Source organism: Metabacillus niabensis, assembly GCF_902829255.1.
Classification (GTDB): domain Bacteria; phylum Bacillota; class Bacilli; order Bacillales; family Bacillaceae; genus Metabacillus; species Metabacillus niabensis.
Genome location: NZ_CADEPK010000067.1, coordinates 1 through 4,592 on the forward strand (window position 1 = coordinate 1; position 4,592 = coordinate 4,592).

Here is a 4,592-nt window from a genome sequence, read left to right on the forward strand (position 1 = left end):
TGACTTGTACTGTTGATTTGAACTAATATGTAGACTTCTGTGGGACATAGCGAGGAAAGTAAGGCGCATGCAGGGGAGAACAGAGGGAAGCATGATGTCCGCGTAGCTGAATCGTAAACGGACATCAACTATTTTTTGTTAAATAAACTACTAATAAAAAATTTAGCTTTTATTTCTTTCGTGCTGGATTGATACTGACCATTAGTTGGAAAATAACCCCTGCTAACAAAATAAATGAGGTTGTTAATAAAGGTAAGCTTTGTGCTATTATCGGATGGGACTGATAAATAGTTTGCAGCTGGTTATCATGAGCAATCATCTTACCGGCAGTGAAGGCAAGTAAGCCTCCGCCAACATAGATAAGTAACGGATATTTTGTTAATAAATAGAGAATGATTTTACTTCCCCAAATAATGATTGGAATTGAGATAAATAAACCAATGACGACAAGTAATTTATGCCCCTGTGCTGCTCCTGCTATTGCAATAACATTGTCAAATCCCATTAACAGGTCTGCTAACACAATTGTTTGAATCGCTTTCCATAATGAACCATGACTTTTTATTTGATTTGTTTCTTCGTTTTTCCCTGTAAGTAAGTGAAACGCAATATATAATAGAAAAATTCCGCCAATTAATTGTAGAAAAGGTATATCTAATAAGGTGACCGCTATCATCGTAATGCAAATACGGACTATAATCGCTAATAAGGTGCCTAGTATAATTGCTTTGTTACGCTGAATAACGGGTAGATTGCGACAAGCCATAGCAATAACAACTGCATTATCTGCTCCTAGGACTAAATCAATGCCAATAATGATAAATAGTGATAGAAGAAATTCCTGTTCCATATAATAAACCCTCTTTCAGCTTAGTAACTGCTCGTACAATTATATGAAAACATTTATAAAATATGATTTAGATCACGCTAATGATGGTGAAATTTTGTCCTATATTTTCTTGGGAATTTTTAAGAACACGCTGTATAAAGGGATAAAGCAAAGCGAATGGTAAAGAATAACTTTTACTATTTCGTCTATTGTAGAGAAGCATGTCTCTTCACTTTTCTTAATGGATAGGTTAAATAACTGTTTTTAATATTTCAGAGTTTTTTTATTTCCTTTATGCACTTTTTATCATAAAATAGGAGTACAAGATTCAATCATCACTTTTGAAGGTTTTATTAGGTATTTGGAGAATTTTGCTGACTTTAGCAGATACCTACTAACACTTTCTCTTTGCCCAAGTGGTTAAATTTTCTGCAAATTGGGTAAAGTGTAGGAAGTACAACTACCTCATATGGAGGGAGTTGTCCCTTCAACATCTTATATAGAAGGGAAGGTTAAGAGTAATGGAAATCGAACGTATTAATGAAAATACTGTAAAGTTTTACATTTCGTATCTCGATATTGAAGAGCGCGGCTTTGACAGAGATGAAATATGGTATAACCGCGATCGAAGTGAGGAGCTTTTCTGGGAAATGATGGATGAAGTCCATGAGGAAGAGGAATTTATGGTTGAAGGCCCACTCTGGATTCAAGTCCAAGCACTTGATAAAGGTTTGGAAGTAATTGTAACAAAAGCACAATTATCGAAAGATGGACAAAAGTTAGAGCTTCCAATATCAGATGAAAAACTAAAAGAGCTTCCAATCGATGAAAATGTAGAATCGTTATTAGGAAATTTTAATAAACAAGATGATGCAATTGATGAGCTTGTTGAAGAGATTGAACATGAGCTTCAATTTGTGATCAAATTTAATGATATAGAAAATGTTATATCCTTGGCGAAATGCTCAGTGTTGCCGGGGATGACAAATCATTTATTCTCACTTGACCAATCCTATTATCTATTTATTGAATTTAATGATGAGGTGGACGATGATGAGATTGAGAATACTTTAAGCATCATATTAGAGTATGGACAAGAATCTCGTGTTACAATTCACCGACTTGAGGAATATGGGAAGGTCATTGCGAAAGATAATGCATTAAAGGTAATTAATAAGCATTTTGCATAATAAAATATAGATAATGGAACAATTGCAATATATAAATATCCATTATTCATTTTGGTTAAACCTGATTTAAAATTTTAAATCAGGTTTTTTTATTGATGGTTGTGACAAGATAATTTAAGATGGAGAATCAATGTATGCAAAGCAAAATATAATAATGGAAAATAAAAAGTTTTGTCATATCATTCCGTAGGCTAAGTGCGTTTAGTTTCATCTAAGTAAGGGAAAAAGTAAAAGAAAGTAAGTAAGGTGAAACGATGAAAAATATATTCCGGCTGCTGTTATTTATTGCTTTATCTGCATCATTTGTCCTATTAACAAAAAATCTTTGGGGAGATTTTGTTGTTGGCATCGTTAGTATTGTTTTTACATTATCAATAATCTTTATATGTATCGTTATTTTTTTAGAAAATCGTCACCCTTCACATACAATTACATGGTTAGTTGTCCTTGGTGGTTTTCCGTTAGTCGGTTTCTTTTTTTATTTATTTTTTGGACGGAACATTAAAAAAAGACGACTTTTTGCTAAAAAAGCATTAACCGATGAAAAGGCATTTTTAGAAATAGAAGGAAATCATTCTTCCTATCAAGATAAAATGGCACATATGGGAGAGCATCAGCAATTATTGTTTAAGCTTGCTCATCGATTAGGGCATAGCCCAGTCTCCTTTGGAACGAAGACAAAGGCATTAACAAATGGTGATGAAACCTTTGCCCACATATTTCATGAAATTAAACAGGCTAAGCATCATATTCACCTGGAATATTATATCGTGAGACATGATGAAGTAGGACAGACGTTAAAAAATTTACTCATAGAAAAAGCGAAGGAAGGTGTGGATATTCGCTTTTTATATGATGCAGTTGGCTGCTGGAAGCTATCGAAAAAGTACTTAAAGGAAATGAAGGCTGCAGGAATTGAAGCAGTTCCGTTTTTACCAGTGAAATTTCCATTGCTTAATAATAAAATAAACTTTCGTAATCATCGAAAAATAATTATTATAGACGGCTCAATCGGTTTTGTAGGAGGATTAAATATTGGTGATGAATATTTAGGAAGAAATATGAATTTTGGCTTTTGGCGTGATACACATTTGTTGATAAAGGGAGAGGCAGTTAGGACGCTTCAAATGATTTTTTTGCAGGATTGGTATTACATGACAGATAAAAAGCTATTATCACAAACCTATTTAACGTCCTCAAAAGATAAGCCAGAGCAAACTGGAGGAGTCCAGCTTATTGCAGGGGGACCTGATAATAAATGGGATGTTATCAAAAATCTCTTCTTTTCAATGATTATTTCAGCTAAACAGTCGATATGGATTGCATCACCCTATTTTATACCTGATGAGGACATACTGACAGCATTAAAGGTTGCTGCATTAAGCGGACTTGATGTTAGATTGCTTATTCCAAAGCATCCAGACAAGAAAATTGTTTACTATGCATCACGCTCATATTTCCCTGAATTATTAGATGCAGGAGTTAAGGTATATGAATATGAAAAAGGCTTCCTTCATTGCAAAATAATAATTGTCGATTATGAATTAGCATCGATTGGTACTGCCAATATGGATATGAGAAGCTTTCATTTGAACTTTGAAGTTAACGCTTTTCTTTATCGAACTGGAAGTACACAAACGCTTGTTAATGAATATTTAATTGATATTGACAATTCAAAAGCAATAGTTAAAGAGGAATTTTCTAGAAGGCCATTTTACAAAAAACTATTTGAATCTACGGCAAGATTGCTATCTCCCTTATTATAAGGGAGTTTTTTTTATCAATTTACTTGAAAAATTCACTTTCACCAATTTGCAATCTACTTTCAAATTTGGATAATGAACGTATATAGAAAGGAAGTGAAGCTCTTGTTTGTCGCTCAAAACGAAAAAGGAGTTTTAATAAATGTGGCAGAAAGGAAATGGACAAAGGATCGGCTAAGGAGCTTAAGAGATCATTCTGACTTTTTCTGTCCAGTATGTAATAGTGAAGTAGAGCTAAGAATCGGAAATATTGTATCAGCTCATTTCGCTCATAAGAAAATTTCAGGATGTACAGAACAGCATGAAGCGGAAAGTAGTTACCATTTACAGGGGAAGCTCGATTTATACGACTGGCTCAAGCATAACAAAGCGGTTAGGAATGTAAAACTAGAGCCATACCTACCTAAAATCAAACAACGTCCAGATTTATTAGCTGAAACGGAGAATGAAATCGTAGCAATTGAATTTCAATGCTCAACGACAGATTCAAAAATTCTCGTAAAAAGAACCGAAAATTATCAAAGCTTACAAATGAAGCCTCTATGGTTATTGGGAGCAAAAAGGTTAACTCGTGTTGGGATGACTTCATTTTCTATTACGCCGTTTCAATGGCACCTAACAAACTTTACTGATCACGGTGAGCCTCCGCAATTATATTGCTACTGTAGCCAAACGAAGGCATTTATTGTCCTAGATTCAATTATCCCCTTTTCACCCCGGTTAATTTTTGCCACACATCAGAAGATTCCAATTAATTCGATTACCTTTAAGGAATTAATAAATATAAAAATAAACAGGAGAACATTGTAT

The 4,592-nt window shown here is 33.9% G+C and carries 4 protein-coding genes; 3 read left to right on the forward strand and 1 reads right to left on the reverse strand.

What is annotated here, in order from left to right; genetic code table 11:
* Nucleotides 1-169 precede the first annotated feature (169 nt).
* Nucleotides 170-850 (reverse strand): TerC family protein, encoded by a 681-nt coding sequence (locus HU235_RS07485; protein WP_174879806.1) that lies wholly within the window; start codon nt 848-850, stop codon nt 170-172.
* Between the two features lie 500 nt (nt 851-1,350).
* Between HU235_RS07485 and mecA the strand changes: the two genes are divergently transcribed.
* The 3 genes from mecA to HU235_RS07500 all read left to right on the forward strand — a co-directional run.
* Nucleotides 1,351-2,019 carry an adaptor protein MecA gene (gene mecA / locus HU235_RS07490; RefSeq protein ID WP_095300784.1) on the forward strand — a complete coding sequence of 223 codons (669 nt, stop codon included), beginning with the start codon at nt 1,351-1,353 and terminating at the stop codon, nt 2,017-2,019.
* Between the two features lie 254 nt (nt 2,020-2,273).
* Nucleotides 2,274-3,785 (forward strand): cardiolipin synthase, encoded by a 1,512-nt coding sequence (gene cls, locus HU235_RS07495; RefSeq protein WP_174879807.1) that lies wholly within the window; start codon nt 2,274-2,276, stop codon nt 3,783-3,785.
* A 141-nt stretch (nt 3,786-3,926) separates the two neighbouring features.
* Nucleotides 3,927-4,592: competence protein CoiA family protein (locus tag HU235_RS07500; RefSeq protein WP_217451424.1), on the forward strand; the 666-nt coding region annotated here is incomplete at its 3' end.

Bases quoted from the DNA above. Each gene is read 5' to 3' on its own strand.
- HU235_RS07485 (WP_174879806.1), bottom strand. From the start codon at position 850: ATGGAACAGGAATTTCTTCTATCACTATTTATCATTATTGGCATTGAT.
- cls (WP_174879807.1), top strand. From the start codon at position 2,274: ATGAAAAATATATTCCGGCTGCTGTTATTTATTGCTTTATCTGCATCA.
- mecA (WP_095300784.1), top strand. From the start codon at position 1,351: ATGGAAATCGAACGTATTAATGAAAATACTGTAAAGTTTTACATTTCG.